Below are 15,253 nucleotides of genomic sequence, written 5' to 3' on the forward strand. Positions count from 1 at the left end.
GCGCTCAAGCAATTCGTTGAAATCGACTGAAAAACGAGATGTCATATCGAATGTCTGGTTCTGACCGCATTCTGCCCGCCGCCTCACTCCTCCGTCTGTTGCGCTTCGGCCTGGCGGCTCCAGGGGGCATCAGGCCTCTCCCGCCAAGCCATCCAACCTGGCTGAAGGTCTACGAGCTGGAGCAGGGTCGAGTCCCGCGCAACCATGCTTTTCAAAGAGACCAGCATCGCTTCTGCCTTGTTGAATGCATCGCCGGTGAGGAATTGCCACGCTCCATCGTCCGCATCCCGCGATGCCATCAGGACCGGCTTCACACCGTCAACGATGGACCGGACCGTGAAGCAGGCTACGTTGGGCGGACTATCGAATGGCCAAGTCTGCGGCTCAGTGCTCATGCTGGGTCCTGTGGGTGTACGTATGGTTCTGGCCGACTGTAGCCTGTCATACCGCCTTCTCGACCGAGCCCGCTCGTGTTCACTGGCAGCAGCTTCTTGGCCATTCCTGTTTCTCGGTGCTGCGTGTGCCATCCTTTCAATGCATTCTTGTTCGGGCAACCCATCTGCCGGACGGTACGCCTTGCTGCTGCCCCAGCCTGATGCGGAGCTCAACGGCTCGAATGCGAGCTTCGCAGGAATACATGAACTACCCCCTCGAAGTCCAAGTTCTCGTCCGCGTCCCCCAAGCAGCATTGGCAGGAGTCTTGCTCAAATCGCCAGATGATCAACGCTCCCCTCACCGCCGCCACAGCACTCGCGGCACAGCCGCTGACCTCCCAGGCCTTCGCGCCTTACGGCACCGTGATCGCGGCGCCGGCCGGCAAGGGGCGCCCCATCAATGACGGCAATGCGACGCGCTTCGACCTGCTCGACGACATGCGGCTCGACGCCGAAGGGGGTCGGCCGATGTTGGCGCTGTTCCGTGCGCAGGCGCGGCGCTTCCCTCATGAAGTGGCGGAGATGGAGCGCCACGCGCTGGGCAGCCAGACTTTCGTGCCGCTGGGCGACAGGCGCTTCGTGATCGTGGTCGCCCCTGCGGGCGAGGCACCGACGTCAGCAGACCAGCTGGCGGCCTTCGTCACCGACGGGCGCCAGGGCGTGGTGCTCGCGCCCGGTACCTGGCATCACGCGCTGATGGCGGTGGACGCTGGCGACTTCGTGGTGATCGAGCGCGCGGGAAGCGCGGTCGACTGCGAAGTCTGCCATCTTCGACAGCCGGGCAGCGTCCGACTCTGAGGCCCTGTCCTCAGTTGGCGATGCGCTGCGCCAGCGCGATCAGCGACCGGTCCGACCCCGCCGGTCCGAGCAGCGAGATGCCCAGCGGCGCGCCCTCGCGCCAGGCCAGCGGCATTGACAGCTGCGGAAAACCCGCCAGCCCCGCGATGCACAGCATGCGGATCGCGCGGTTGCGATAGTCCTCCAGCGCCGCCTCGCTGTCGCTGCGCAGCGGGGCGATGTCGGGCATGGTCGGCATCAGCAGCACGCCGTCGTTGCCCAGCAGCGAAGCAAGTTGTGCGCGAAACGCGGTGCGGAAGACGTGCGCCGCGCTCACCTGCGCATCGGTCACTTCCCGCGACCAGGCGAAGCGTTCGGCCACGCCCGGGCCCAGCGGCGGGGCATAGCGTTCGATCAACGGACCGTCGGTGAGCCAGGCCTCGCGCGATTGCAGGTAGCGGAAGTTCCAGTACATCGCGTCGAAGGACTCCAACACTACCTCGATGCCCTTGGCGGGTCCGAGCACGCCTTGCACGCGGCCGGCCGCACCCTTCAGCGCATCGACCGCCGCCGGCGCGGGCTGCGCCCAGACGTCGTCGGGTCGCAGCAGCCGCACGCGTTCTGGCAGCGGCGCTGCATCGGGGCCCAGCAGCACGTCGGCCACACGCGCAAAGGGGCCGATGTCGCGCGCGAACCAGCCGCAGGTGTCGAAGCTGGGCGCGAGGTCGAGCGCGCCTTCGAGGCTTACGCGGCCATGCGTGGGGCGCAGGCCGTACAGGCCGCAGTGGTTGGCCGGCGCGCGCACCGAGCCGCCGGTGTCGGTGCCCAGCGCGAAGTCGCACAGGTTCGACGATACGGCCGAGGCCGAGCCCGACGAGCTGCCGCCGGTGATGCGGTCTCTGGCGGCGCCGTTGATGGGCGCGCCGAAGTGCGCGTTGTTGCCGTTCATCGAGAACGCGAGCTCGTCGGTCACGGTCTTTCCGACGAAGCGCGCCCCCGCATCGAGCAGCTTTTGCACGGTCGGCGCGGTGCGCGTCTTGATGCCTGACATCGCCAGCACGATCGGGTTGCCACCGCCCGTGGGGTAGCCTGCCACGTCGAACAGGTCCTTCGCCGCGAAGCTCAGGTCGGCCAGCGGGCCGGTCGCAGCGCGCGGCACCGGCGCGTCGGGGTACGGAACGAAGGCGCGGGCGAGGTCGTGCAGGGGCATGGCGGTGGGCGACGGATCTCGGAGGTTGTCAGGCGACGAGCACCGGCGCGATGGCTGCGGCCGCGTCGGTGTGGATGCAGCGCGCACGGTGGTCTGGCGCCAGCTCGACGACCGGCGGCTGCGCCGCGCGGCAGGTATCGCCCGCGAGCGCGCAGCGTTCGGCGAAAGCGCAGCCGGGCGGCAGCGCCGACAGGTCGGGCGGTGCGCCACCGATGGTCTCGAGCCGCGTGCCGCGCGCCAGTGAGCCGTGCGCGCGACTCTTGAGCAGTGCGATGGTGTACGGATGGCGCGGCGAGCGGATCAGCTCGCGCGCCGAGCCTTCCTCGACGATGCGCCCCGCATACATCACGGCGATGCGGTCGGCCACCTCCACCGCGGCGCCGATGTCGTGCGTGACGAAGATCACCGAGAGCCCAAGGTCGCGCTGCAGCTCGCGCAGCAGCAGCAGGATCTGGATCTGCACCGTGGCGTCGAGCGCAGTGGTGGGCTCGTCGGCCAGCAGCAGCTGGGGCTTGCATGCGAGCGCGAGTGCGATCATGGCGCGCTGTCGCATGCCGCCCGACATCTCGTGCGGATAGGCCTGCAGGCGCCGCTCGGGGCTCGGGATGCGCACGCGCTCGAACAGCGCCAGCGCACGCTGCTGGGCCTCGGCCTGCGTGACGGACTCATGCCGGCGGATCGACTCGACGATCTGTGCGCCCACCGAGTACACCGGGTCGAGCGCCAGCAGCGGCTCCTGGAAGATCATCGAGGCGACCTTGCCGCGGAAGTCGGACAGCTCGCGCTGCGTCATCGCGAGCACGTCGCGGCCCGCCACCTGCACCGTGCCGCCCATGCGGGTGCGGCGCTCTGGGTGCAGGCGCAGCAGGGTGCGCATGGTGACGCTCTTGCCCGAGCCCGACTCGCCGATCAGCGCGACGACCTCGCCGCGCTTCACCTCGAGGCTCACGCTGCTGACGGCATGCACCGGCTTGCGGCCGCCGCCGAAGGTGACGCTGAGGTCGCGCAGACGGACCATGGGCTCGTCGTCGTTCATGGGCGTCGTCATGCCGCTTTCCTCCTTGCCTCGGCCGCCATCGGATGTCCGCTGCCGGGCTCGTGGATCAGGCAGCTCACCGCATGCTGCGAACCGGTGGCGATGCGCTCGGGCACCACCTTCCCGCACACCGGCGCGGCCAGCGCGCAGCGCGGATGAAAGCGGCAGCCCGAGGGCGGATTGATCGGGTTCGGCGGATCGCCCGCGAGCGCCGCCTCCTCGGTGCGGTGGTCGGGGTCCATCGAGGGCATGGATGACAGCAGCGCCCGCGTGTAGGGGTGCGCGGGCTGGTCGTACAGCGCGTCGGCCGGGCCGATCTCCGCCACCTGGCCGAGGTACATCACCATGACGCGGTCGCTCACGTAGCGCACCACGTTGAGGTCGTGGCTGATGAAGACGTAGGTCAGGCCGAACTCGGCCTTCAGGTCGAGCAGCAGGTTGATGACCTGCGCCTCCACCGACTTGTCGAGCGCGGAGACGGCCTCGTCGAGGATCACCATGCGCGGCTGCAGCGCCAGCGCCCGGGCGATGTTCACGCGCTGCCGCTGGCCACCCGAGAGCTCGTGCGGATAGCGTTCGGCAAAGCGCTGGGGCGACAGGCCCACGCGTCCGAGCAGATCGCGCGCCCGCGCCACGGATTCGCGCCGCGGCACGCCGTGCACCTGCGGGCCGAAGGCGATGGAGTCCTCGATGGTCAGGCGCGGGTTCAGCGAGGCATAGCTGTCCTGGAACACCATCTGCACCTGGCGGCGGAATTCCTTCAGCGGCAGGTCGCGGCCCCCGACCTCTCGGCCGTCGAACACCACTTCGCCGCGCGTGGGCTCGATCAGCTGCATCAGCAGGCGCGCGGTGGTCGATTTGCCGCAGCCCGACTCGCCGACCACGCCCAGCGTCTCGCCCTTGAGCACCTCGAAGTCCACACCATCGACCGCGCGCACCACGCCGCCGCCACGGCCGAGCGGGTCTTTCTTCAGCGGGAAATGCTTGACCAGGCCCGTGATCGTCAGCAGCGGCTGGGCCGGCCCGCCGATGTCCTCCAGTGCGTCCATTGCCATGCCTCAGCCCTTGTTGTCCATGGCGGTGCGCAGCCCGTCGGACAGGATGTTGAAGGAGATCGAGGTGACGAAGATCATCACCCCGGGCAGCGCCGCGACCCACGGCTGCACGTAGATCGCGGTGCGCAGCGTGTTGAGCATCAGCCCCCATTCGGGCTCCGGCGGCTTCACGCCCAGGCCCAGGAACGACAGGCCCGAGGCCAGGATCATCGACACCGCGATCAGGCTGGTGGCGTACACGAAGATCGGCCCGAGCACGTTGCCCAGCACGTGCACGCGCACGATGGTGAAGGGCCCCGCACCCGAGGCGCGCGCCGCCTCCACGTAGTCGCGGTTGCGCACCTGGGTGGTCACGCTCTCGGCCACGCGCGCGATCTGCGGAATGAAGACGATGGTCAGCGAGATCAGCGAATTGACCACGCCTGCGCCCAGTGCGCCCGACAGCGCGATGGCCAGCAGCACCGACGGGAAGGCGTAGAACACGTCGATGGTGCGCATGATGAGCGTGTTGGTCAGCCCGCCCGCGTAGCCCGCGACGATGCCGATGACCGTGCCCAGCACGAAGGCGCACAGCACCGGCGTGATGCCGATGAAGAGCGACAGCCGCGCGCCGACGATGAGGCGCGAGAGCATGTCGCGGCCCAGCTCGTCGCTGCCCAGGGGCAGGCCCTCGGTGCCGATGGGCTTGAGCCGCTTGAGCATCGACGACTGGTAGGGATCGGCCGGCGCGAGCCACGGCCCGAAGATGGCGAGCGCGATCAGCAGCAGCACGACCACGGCCGCGCCGACGGCCACGGGGTCGCGGCGGAAGCGCAGCCAGACCGAGGCCCAGTAGCCGCGCGAGCGCTGGGCCGGCAGCGGCTCGACCGCTGCGGCGACGGAGGAGGGGGCGAGCACGGAGGACATGGTCGTTCTCGATGGTCGTTACTTCAGGCTCGGGCGATGCGCGGGTCGAGCAAGGTCTGCAGCACGTCGACCAGCAGGTTGAGCACGACGAAGAACAGCGCCAGCACCAGGATCGTGCCCTGCAGCAGCGGCAGGTCGCGCTGGAAGATGGCCGAGTTCAGCAGGAAGCCCGTGCCCGGCCAGGAGAACACCGTCTCGATGAGGATCGAGCCGCCGAGCAGGTAGCCCAGTTGCAGCCCCATCACGGCCAGCGCCGTGGGCGCCGCGTTCTTCACCATGTGGCGGAACACGCCGAAGTGCGTGAGCCCCTTGGCGCGCAGGCCGACGATGAACTCCTGCTCCAGGATCTCGGCCACCAGCGCGCGCACCGTGCGCGCGATGATGCCCATCGGAATCACCGACATCGTGATCGCGGGCAGCAGCAGGAACTGCAGGTGCGCCCAGTCCCAGGCCCAGTCGTCCGAGCCGCTGGGGCCCGCGCCGGTGGCCGGCAGCCACATGAGCTGCGACGAGAACACGATCACCATCACCATGCCCAGCCAGTAGTGCGGCACGCTCACGCCGAGCACCGAGAACATCGAGGCCAGCCGGTCGGGCCAGGAGCCGCGGAAGTAGCCCGCGATGAAGCCGAACAGGCTGCCCAGCACGAAGCCGATGAAGGTGGCCACCACCGCGAGCCGCAGCGTGTTGCCCACTGCGGTGAACACTTCCGAGGCGACTGCGCGGTTGCTCGCGATCGACACCCCCAGGTCGCCGTGCAGCGCGCGCCACAGCCACATCGCAAACTGCTCGGGCAGCGAACGGTTGAAGCCGTACAGCTCGCGCAGCTGCGCCTGCAGCTCGGCGGAGGCGTCAGGCGGCAGTATCGACACCAGCGGATCGCCGGGTGCGATGTGCACGAGCAGGAAGCACACGAGGGCCACGCCGATCATGATCGGCACGGCGTAGAGCACGCGGCGCAGGAGGTAGGCGAGCATGGGTTGGGCGGCCGGCTGATGGCTGGCTGGAACAGGCGCTCAACTTGTGAGCCGTTCCCCTTTCGGCGAACACCGCGGAACCGGCTTCGCCGGACCGCTGGTGTTGCCCCCGGCGAGGGGGTTGGCGGCCACACGAAGGAGCCAAGCCTGGGGGTGGGCTCTGTTCATTCCATCGTCATGGTCGCGATGTCGATGAACCAGCTCTTGGGTTGCACCACGTTCTTCACCTTGGCGGAGATGGCGCGTGGGCCCACGTCGTGCGCGATCCACACGAAGGGCGCGTCGTCCACGATGTAGGTGTGCAGCTTCGCGAGCGCAGCGTCGCGCGCCTTGTCGTCGAAGCTGGTGCGCGCGTCGGCCACCAGCTTGTCGACCTCGGCGTTGCCGTAGTAGCCCCAGTTGTTGGACACCGGCGGGACGGTCTTGGTGCTCACGAAGCGCACCATCGCGAAGAACGGGTCCATGGCCGCGAAGCTGATGTTGACCGCGTTGGCGCCGTTGGCCGACGGGTCCTTGGCACCCTTGCGCCAGTTGGTGAACAGCGTGTTCCATTCGATCACGTCGAACTGCACGTCGAAGTAGCACTGCTTGAGCGACTGCTGCGCGAACTCGTTCATCGGCAGCGGCTGCATCTGGCCCGAGCCCGAGGCCGAGATCTGCACCTTCACCTTGATCGGCTTGGCGGCCGAGTAGCCGGCCTGCGTCATCAGCGCCTGTGCGGCCTTCACGTCGTAGCGAATGTCGAAGGTGGGCTTGCCGAACCAGGGGTGGCCCGGCGGCACGGTGCCCTTGGGCTCGGCCATCATGCCGCCCAGCAGCTGCTTCATGCCGGCGCGGTCGATGCACAGGTTGGCGGCCTGGCGCACGCGCTTGTCGAGCCAGGGCGAGCCTTCGGCGAACGAGAGCTGCCAGGGCCACACGTGAGGCTGGGCGTTCGAATAGATCTTGAAGCCGCGCTGCGTGATCTGCGCCATCGCGTCGGGGGCGGGCGCCTCGATCCAGTCGACCTGGCCGCCCAGCAGCGCGGCGGTGCGCGCGTTGGCCTCGGGCATCGGCAGCAGCACGACCTTGTCGATCTTCGGCACGCGCTTGGCGTCCCAGTAGCCCTTGTTGGCGGCCAGCTCGAGCCGCTCGCGCGCCACGAAGCGCGTGACCTTGAACGGGCCCGAGCCCGACGGGTCGGCGGCGAAGGCGGTCCAGGCGGCCTTGGCCTTGTCGGCGGGCGTGGCGCCCGCTGCGGCATCGAACTTCTTCTGCCAGTGCGCGGGCGAGGCCATGAACAGGTTCGTGAGGTTGATCGGCAGGAAGGCATCGGGCTCGCTGGTGGTGAGCTCTACCGTCGTGTCGTCGATCTTGCGCGCCGACTTGAGCGTGGGCATGCGCGAGGCCGTCACGCCGACCTGGCTGGGATCGAACTGCACGGCGTCCTTGTCGAGCACCTTCTGCACGTTCCACACCACGGCGTCGGCGTTGAAGGGCGAGCCGTCGTGGAACTTCACGCCGGGGCGCAATTTGAAGACCCACTTGGTCTTGTCCTTGGCGTCGACCGCCCACGAGGCGGCGAGCCCGGGAATCAGCACGCTGGGCGCGTCGGCCTTGGACAGGTCCCACTGCGTGAGTGAGTCGTAGATCGGAATGCCGGTGAAGCGGTTGCCCTCGAAGCCCTGGTCGGGCTGGCCCAGCGTGCGCGGAATGTCGGCCGCCGTCATGGCGATGCGCAGCGTCTTCTCCTGCGCCATCGCTTGGGGCGCGGCGAGCACCAGGGTGGCGAGCGCCGCACAGGCGGCCAGGGGTTTCAGCAACAGGGCGGGGGCAGCACGCTTCACATGGAACTCCGTGGGGGTGGAATGGAGAAAGGGACGAAAAAACTGTCAAGCACGACATGTGCCAGTGGAGGAGTCCCTTGCGAGGCAAGGGCCATGTCGCTGCGCTGCCCCGTTCAGGTCGGGCCGCCGGTTCAGCCTGCGCAGTTGCTGGAGCGCCGGCACATGGCCGAGACGATGAGGATGTTTGGCGCACGTTCAACACGATCCGGGAGCACACGTTGCGCGGCAAGGGCCGCGGCGAGGCTGCGGCCCTTTTTCTCTTTTTTTCTTGAGGTCGCCTTTTCGATCGCGCCTCTACCCGGGTGCTTGCAGGAGCAACTGCGTCCGTCTTTGCGTCAAGCCAAAGACCCGTTCCCACTTCGGGAACTGCCGTACCAATCCATATACATCTTGTTTCATACGTAATATGAATTTGAATAGAAATGAGCGGCAGCCAAGCGCTCTTCATTGGGGAGTCATTGGTTTTACAACAAGGATCATCGGATGAATTTGTGTTACAGGACGGTGTGGAATCCGGCGCTGGGCGCCTGCGTGGCAGCGGCTGAGAACGTGCGCGCCACGCGCGGGGGAAGAGCGCAGGGGGCCCGCCGTACCGCCACTGCCAGTGCGGCCGTGGCACTGGCCGCGTTGGCCGCCGGTGGAGCCGTACAGGCTGCGACCTTCACTGCCGCCAGCGAGGCGGAACTGATCACAGCGATCAACGACGCCAACGCCAGCCCGGACCTGAGCTCCACCATCACCGTCTCCAAAGCCATCACGGTCACGACGTCACTGCCTCAGGTCTCGTCGAAAGTGACAGTCAATGCCGGCACGTTTATTACGACCATCGGATCGGCTGCGGGAGCCACGCTGGACCTCCAGACGGGTGCGACCTATCAAGCCACCGCCTCCATCCAGGTGGGTTCCGCCGCCAACACGACCGGGACCGTGGTTGCCCAGGGCAGCGGTACCACGCTGTCCGTTGCCAATTTGAACACCGGCGCGGGCTTGGCCACCATCAATGTAGGGATGGGCGCACAGGTGTCCGCAGGCAACCTGAACACGGGCACGGGCCAGACTGCGATCAACGTGACGGGCGGCGGAAAGATCACGCTCGGCACCAATGCCAACCTGGGTGGCGGCAACGGCTTGCCGAACGGAGGCATCACGGACGTCGTGGTGAGCGGCACCGGCTCTGCCCTGCAGTTCACGGGGGCCAGCGGCTACTACCACCATGCCGGCACGCTGGAGGTCTCCGCCGGCGGCTTCGTCGGGGCCAACACGGTCCAGGTGGGTTTCAGGGCGGGCGACGTGTTCACCGCGACCGTGACGGGCCCGGGGTCCGTTTTCGGCAGCGTCAACAACAACCTGAGCTTCGGCGGGGCAGGGACTGCCACGGTCACGGTGGCCGACGGGGCCAAGCTGACGTCGGGCGCCAGCGGAACCAACACGCTCTCCTTGACCAATTCGGCGACGGGTGTGGCGACATTGAACATTGGCTCCCCCGTGGGAAGCGCCCCTATCGCGCCCGGGGTCGTGACGGCAAAAGACATCACCTCCAGCAGCGGCAAATCGACGATCAACTTCAACCACAACGCGGGCAACTACGAGTTCGCGGTGCCAGTCGGCGGAAATGTCGTCGTCAACCAGATTGGCAGCGGCACGACCGCGCTGACGGGAGCCAACAGCTACAGCGGCGGCACCACCATCACCGCAGGCACGCTGCAGCTGGGCAACGGGGGCACCACCGGCTCGATCACCGGCAATGTCGTCAACAATGCCACGCTGGCCATCAACCATTCCAATGCCTTCGGCTTCGCAGGCAACATCAGCGGCGGCGGCGTGGTCCGGCAACTGGGCGCGGGGACCACGACGCTGACCGGAACCAACACCTACACGGGCGGTACCGTCGTCCAGGCCGGCCGGCTGCTGGCCGGCAGCGCGGGCGCCTTCGTGCAGAACACCAGCTACACGGTCAACGGCGGCACGCTGGACCTGGGCAGCTGGGACCTCACCACGTCCAGCCTTTCCGGCACCGGCGGTACCGTGGCGCTGAACGCCCAGACCCTCACCGCCGATCAGGCCCGTGACAGCACCTATGCTGGGGCCATCACCGGCACAGGTGGCGTCGTCAAGGCTGGCGCGGGTGTGCTCACGCTCTCCGGCGCCAACAGCTACGGCGGCACCACTTCCGTGACGCAAGGCACCCTGAGTGCCGGTGCCGTGAACACCTTCAGCTCGAAGAGCGCAACCGTCGTCGCCAGCGGCGCGACGCTCGACCTCGCGGGCCACAGCCAGACCCTGGCATCCGTGAACAACAGCGGCACGGTGAGCCTCGCCGGCGCTACGCCCAGCACCACGCTGACCGTCACCGGCCCCTGGGTCGGCAACGGCGGTACGCTGCGCCTGGGCACGGCTCTCGGCGACAGCAGCAGCGCGAGCGACAGGCTCGTGCTCAGCGGCGCGACCGCCGCCGCCAGCGGCAAGACCAACGTGCAGATCACCAACCTCGGCGGCCTGGGCGCGCTGACCACCGGCAACGGCATCGAGGTCGTCAGCGCGATCAACGGGGCCACCACCACGGCGCAGACGACGAAGGATGCCTTCTCGCTGGCCGGCGGCCACGTCGACGCCGGCGCCTACGAGTACCGGCTGTACGCGGCCGATGCCAACGGCGCGGGCGAGAACTGGTACCTGCGCTCGAGCGTCGCGGCGGTGCCGCCCACCCATGGGGGAGCAGGAGGCGGTTCCAGCGGCGGCGTGGTGGCGCCGGCCTACCGTGCCGAGGTGCCACTCTACGCGGTGCTTCCCGAGCAGTTCCGCCAGGCCAACCTGTCAATGCTGGGCAGCCTGCTTTTGCGCACGGGCGACGACGGGCGCCCCGCCACCAATGACGCGGGCCTCGGCATCCCCGCTCGGAGCTACCGCCAGGCGTGGGGGCGCGTCATCAGCACCGACCGCACGACCCGCCAGGCTGGGACTGTCAGCCCCACCAGCGAGGGCCGCCTCACCGGCTTCCAGGCTGGCACCGACCTGTGGACCGATGGGCACTGGCGCGCCGGTGTCTACGTCGGTCAGCTCGACGGCGACATGCGCGTCCGCGGCTTCGCGAGCGGCCTGCTCAATCTGGGCGTTGGCACCAACGACCTGAAGAACCAGTACTTGGGCATTTACGGGACGTGGAAGGACGACGGCGGCCTGTATGTCGACGGCGTGCTGCAGGGCGGTCGGCATCGCTACACCGCGTCGCCCGTGCTGGGCCCGGGCAGCGGGGGCAAGGGCAGCAGCCTGCTGGCTTCCGTGGAGGTGGGCCAGTCCTTTGGCGTCGCCGCCGGCTGGACCATTGAGCCCCAGCTGCAGCTGGTGCACCAGCGCGTGAGCTTGGACGACACCGGCATCGTCGGTGCGCAGATCCGCCAGGACAGCCACGAGGGCTGGCTCGTGCGCGCCGGTGTGCGGGTCAAAGGCGAGATCGACACTCGCGCAGGCCTGCTCCAGCCCTATGCGCGTCTGAACCTCTATCACGCGGGCGGCGGCACCGATGTCGCGCGCTTCATCGGTCCGGCCGCCTTCGCCGACATCGCCACGCGCACGGGCGGAAGCAGCGGCGAGGTGGCCGTGGGCGCCTCCTGGCAACTGAGTCGCAGCACGAGCCTGTATGGCGAACTGGGCAAGCTCTGGGACCTGGGTGGCGACGCGCGCAACAGCAGCGACGTCAACGCGAGCGTGGGCGTGAAGGTGCTCTGGTAGCTCGGCCGCGCGGCGGGTGGCCGAGGACCCTGCGGGTCTGCGCTCGCGGAGTTCCTTGGCGGGTTCCAAGGGATCTCGGACCCTGGCTGCTATTCCGTGTAATTGAACCGGCTTGTTGCAAATATTACATTGCGGCCCTTTTTAGCTTTCGATGGAGGTCGAGGGGATGAACAGCATTTATCGCGTGGTATGGAATGGCGTGCTGGGTGTCTGGCAGGCTGTTTCGGAACTCGCTTCGTCGCCGGCGAGGCGCGCAGCGGCAGGCGGAAGCCGGCGTGCGAGGCGAATTGCAGCAGCCGTCGGCCTGCTGGCCTTGGCCGGCCTGCCGGCGGTCTCCTGGGCACAGGCCAGCGGCGGGACTGCATTTATTGGGGGCGGGGGTACGGGCGGCCAGGGCGGTGCGGGCAACGGCAGCGGCGGCGGCGGCGGCCGCCTCGGCGAGTTCCCCGACACCAATGGCACGGCCCCCTCGGGCGGCACGGGGGGCGATGGCGGCATCGGTGGGGGCGGGCTTGGCGGAACGGGCGGTACCGTGGGTGCGACCAGCGTGGCCGGGTCGGTCACGGGAGGCTCGGGAACCGATGGCACACCCGATGGGGATCCGGTGTACGGCGGTGGCGCCGGCGGTGGCGGCGGTGCGGCCGTGTACACATCCGACACGGGCATCACTGTGTCGGGCAGCACCATCCTGCGGGGCGGCAGTGGCGGTGCCGGCAGCGTCGCGCGGCTGGCCGGCGGCGGTGGCGGTGGCGGCGCGGGCCTGCAGTCCACGGCGGCCGGCGTCAACCTGAACAATGCGGGGCAGACCATCGGCGGCAACGGCGGCGCGGGTGGCGTCGGCCAATGGGCCGGCGGCGGCGGTGGTGGCGGCGACGGCATCGTGCTGCAAGGCGGCGGCGCGACCGTCGTCAACAGCGGCGCGTCCGTCGGCGGTGCCGGAGGCATCGGCACCGTCAGCGGCGGATTCACCGGGACGTCGTCATTCGGCGGCGAGGGCGGCGCGGGCCTTGCGCTGGAGTCCAGCAACAACTCGGTTTCCAACACCGGCTCGCTGACCGGGGGGGCGGGTGGTGCCGGCGGCATCCCCGTGCGTTTCGGCGTGGGCGGCGCGGCGATGCGCATCCGGGGCAACTCGAACACCATCGTCAACGCGGGGGTATTGACCGCCGGCCTGGGTGGCGACGGCATCACGCGCGGCGATGCGGTGCGGATCACCGGCAACGACAACCAGCTTGAATTGCGCGCCGGCTCCTCGATCACCGGCCTGCTCAGGGTGACCTTTGGCACCGGCAACGTGCTGAGGCTGGCGGGCGACACGACAGACGGCACCACTGGACTCAACGCCGGCTCCTACAGCGGCTTCACGCGCTACGAAAAGACAGGTGCCAGCACATGGACGCTGGCCGGCACCAATTCCGGCCTGACGCCATGGTTCGTGCGCGGCGGGGCGCTCTCCATCGCCGACGACGGTGCGCTCGGCAACTCGAGCGGTGGGCTCACGCTCGACGGCGGCACGCTGAACGTCACCGGCGACACCACGGCCACCCGCACGGTTGCGATCGGCGCGGGCGGCGGTACCTTCGACGTGGACCTGGTCCGTACGCTGACGCTGAATGGCGAAGTCTCTGGCGGCGGGGCGCTGCAGAAGACCGGCCGCGGCACGCTGGTGCTGGGCACGGCCAACTCGTACGCGGGCGGCACCACGGTGACTGCCGGCAGCCTGCAGGCCCTGGCGACCGGCGCGCTCGGTGCTGGGCCGGTGTCCGTGGCCGGTAACGCCTCGCTGATCTTCGGCAGCAAGGCCGATGCGGGCGGCTTGACGATCACCGCCGCTGCGCGCGGTTCTCTGCCGACGGACAACGCGGGTTTCGTGCAATTCCGCGACAGCAGCTCGGCCGGCACTGCCCATCTCATCATGAACACGGATGCGTCGGCCGAGTTCAGAGACAGCGCCTCCGCAGGCAATGCCGTCATCGAGAACCGTGGCGGGCTGACGAACTTCACGTTCAACGCGACCGCTGGCAACGCCCGCATCACCAATTTCGCTGGTGGCCGGATCAACCTGCTGAACGACGCCAGTGCGGGCCAGGCAACCTTCGTCAACGAAAGCGGAGGCCTGATCGACATCCTCGACCACGCGACCGCCGACCAGGCCACGGTGGTCAACAACGCGGGCGGGCGCCTGAGCATCCGCTTGCTGACCGCCGCGGGCACTTCCATCGGCTCGCTGTCCGGCGCGGGTGACGTGATCCTCGGCGCCAAGGCGCTGACCACCGGCGGTTCGAACGCCAGCACCGAAGTTTCGGGCGTGATCTCGGGCACCGGAGGCTCACTGGTGAAGGTGGGCTCCGGCACGCTCACGCTCTCGGGCGCGAACACCTACACCGGCGGCACCGCGCTGCGCCAGGGGCGCCTGAACCTCGGCAACAGCCAGGCGCTGGGCACCGGAGCGCTGTCGATGGACGACGACACGACGCTGGGCTTCAGCGCCGACGGGCTGACGATCGCCAATGCGATTCAGCTCACGGGCACCACCGATCCGATCATCGACACGGGCACCTTCAACGCGACCCTGAGTGGCGCGATCAGCGGCGGCGGCTTCATCACAAAGGAGGGCTCGGGCACGCTGACGCTGTCCGGCGCCAACGTCTACACCGGCGCCACCAACGTGGCGCAGGGCACGCTCAAGGCCGGCGCCGCCAACACCTTCAGCGCGGCTTCCGCCCATAGTGTGGCCGCGGGCGCCACGCTGGATCTCGCGGGCTTCAGCCAGACGGTGGCCTCGCTGGCCAACAGCGGCACCGTCTCGCTGGTGGGCGCGACCGCCGGCACCACGCTCACGGTGACGGGCGCGTACGTCGGCAACAACGGTGTGCTCAGGCTCGGCACCGTGCTCAACGGCACGGGACCGTCCGACCGGCTGGTGCTCGACGGGGCCACGGCCTCCGCCGGCGGCCGTACGACAGTGCAGGTCACCAACCTCGGCGGCCTGGGCGCGCTGACCACCGGCAATGGCATCGAGGTCGTCAGCGCGATCAACGGCGCCACCACCACGGCGCAGACGACCAAGGACGCCTTCAGCCTGGCCAATGGCCATGTGGATGCCGGCGCCTATGAATACCGCCTGTACGCCGCCGACGCCAACGGCGCGGGCGAGAACTGGTACCTGCGCTCCAGCATTCCGGGCGCTGCGCCGCAAGTGCCCGCAGCACCGGTTATCACCTACCGCGCCGAGGCCTCGCTCTATTCCGCGCTCCCCGGCCAGCTGCGCCAGGGCAACCTCGCGATGCTCGGCGACCTGCG

Annotated in this window: 10 protein-coding genes and 1 pseudogene; 4 read left to right on the top strand and 7 right to left on the bottom strand. The window is 68.8% G+C overall.

Annotated elements, in window-relative coordinates:
• Nucleotides 1–83: 83 nt before the first annotated feature.
• Nucleotides 84–395, bottom strand: a complete 312-nt coding sequence (locus ACTJLF_RS33980) for a hypothetical protein (RefSeq protein ID WP_126185578.1) — start codon at nt 393–395, stop codon at nt 84–86.
• Nucleotides 396–716: 321 nt separating this feature from the next.
• Here ACTJLF_RS33980 and ACTJLF_RS33985 point away from each other — a divergent pair, with 321 nt between their 5' ends.
• Nucleotides 717–1,232: an ureidoglycolate lyase gene (locus ACTJLF_RS33985; RefSeq protein WP_440884820.1), complete on the top strand. Its 516-nt coding sequence runs from the start codon at nt 717–719 to the stop codon at nt 1,230–1,232.
• A 10-nt stretch (nt 1,233–1,242) separates the two neighbouring features.
• On the opposite strand, the gene ACTJLF_RS33990 is transcribed toward ACTJLF_RS33985, so the two are convergent.
• From ACTJLF_RS33990 to ACTJLF_RS34015, 6 genes are all read right to left on the bottom strand, one after another.
• A complete protein-coding gene (locus tag ACTJLF_RS33990; RefSeq protein WP_440884821.1) occupies nt 1,243–2,421 on the bottom strand; it encodes an amidase in 1,179 nt (392 codons plus the stop codon).
• Between the two features lie 28 nt (nt 2,422–2,449).
• Nucleotides 2,450–3,469 (bottom strand): ABC transporter ATP-binding protein, encoded by a 1,020-nt coding sequence (locus tag ACTJLF_RS33995; RefSeq protein ID WP_440884822.1) that lies wholly within the window; start codon nt 3,467–3,469, stop codon nt 2,450–2,452.
• The gene (locus ACTJLF_RS34000; protein WP_132756450.1) at nt 3,466–4,506 is read right to left on the bottom strand and encodes an ABC transporter ATP-binding protein; all 1,041 of its coding nucleotides are present in this window, start codon (nt 4,504–4,506) and stop codon (nt 3,466–3,468) included. The genes ACTJLF_RS33995 and ACTJLF_RS34000 overlap by 4 nt, the downstream gene beginning before the upstream one ends.
• Before the next feature lie 9 nt (nt 4,507–4,515).
• Nucleotides 4,516–5,418 (bottom strand): ABC transporter permease, encoded by a 903-nt coding sequence (locus ACTJLF_RS34005; protein ID WP_145759826.1) that lies wholly within the window; start codon nt 5,416–5,418, stop codon nt 4,516–4,518.
• A 23-nt stretch (nt 5,419–5,441) separates the two neighbouring features.
• Nucleotides 5,442–6,395, bottom strand: a complete 954-nt coding sequence (locus ACTJLF_RS34010; protein ID WP_440884823.1) for an ABC transporter permease — start codon at nt 6,393–6,395, stop codon at nt 5,442–5,444.
• A 164-nt stretch (nt 6,396–6,559) separates the two neighbouring features.
• The gene (locus tag ACTJLF_RS34015) at nt 6,560–8,221 is read right to left on the bottom strand and encodes an ABC transporter substrate-binding protein (protein ID WP_126185574.1); all 1,662 of its coding nucleotides are present in this window, start codon (nt 8,219–8,221) and stop codon (nt 6,560–6,562) included.
• A 483-nt stretch (nt 8,222–8,704) separates the two neighbouring features.
• Here ACTJLF_RS34015 and ACTJLF_RS34020 point away from each other — a divergent pair.
• The 3 genes and pseudogenes from ACTJLF_RS34020 to ACTJLF_RS34030 form a co-directional block, all read left to right on the top strand.
• A pseudogene (locus ACTJLF_RS34020) lies at nt 8,705–8,839 on the top strand (ESPR-type extended signal peptide-containing protein); the annotation flags it as partial.
• Between the two features lie 369 nt (nt 8,840–9,208).
• Complete coding sequence (locus ACTJLF_RS34025; protein WP_440884825.1) at nt 9,209–11,950, top strand: autotransporter family protein; 2,742 nt, start codon at nt 9,209–9,211, stop codon at nt 11,948–11,950.
• Nucleotides 11,951–12,116: 166 nt separating this feature from the next.
• Nucleotides 12,117–15,253 (top strand): autotransporter-associated beta strand repeat-containing protein (locus tag ACTJLF_RS34030; RefSeq protein ID WP_440884824.1); only part of this gene is annotated, 3,137 nt, incomplete at its 3' end.

This window comes from Variovorax sp. 22077, from assembly GCF_052044195.1.
GTDB classification, from domain to species: domain Bacteria; phylum Pseudomonadota; class Gammaproteobacteria; order Burkholderiales; family Burkholderiaceae_C; genus Variovorax; species Variovorax atrisoli.